1 protein-coding gene is annotated in these 273 nt (G+C 57.5%); it reads right to left on the bottom strand.

Annotation, left to right across the window (positions count from 1 at the left end; genetic code table 11):
• Nucleotides 1-273 (bottom strand): hypothetical protein (locus AC1RPH_RS08325; protein WP_481762116.1); only part of this gene is annotated, 273 nt, incomplete at both ends.

Raw genomic sequence — 273 nt, 5'->3', positions numbered from 1 at the left:
CAGGCGTCGTGCCGTAGCACACGCTGTATTGTCGGTACATGAGAGCGTTGTAGTCGGCAACCACCACAGTGTTACGTGGCGCACCCTCCAACATCGCTTGCAATCGCTCGATACCGTGCACGCGAACCGCTTCCATCGAGAGCGGAATCACGTTCATCTGGCCGCCCGTGAAGTACAGCATTTCGTTCACGTAGTTGGCCAAAAGGTGTCCCGGGCACAGCACGATGTAGGGCGCGCACCGGTTGTGCAAAATCTCGATCAGGATGTCGGTGA

This window comes from Dellaglioa sp. CoH-57-MRSF-16 (assembly GCF_056782055.1).
The sequence above is the reverse complement of the archived record's forward strand: the minus strand, read 5'-3'. Positions and strand labels throughout refer to the sequence as shown.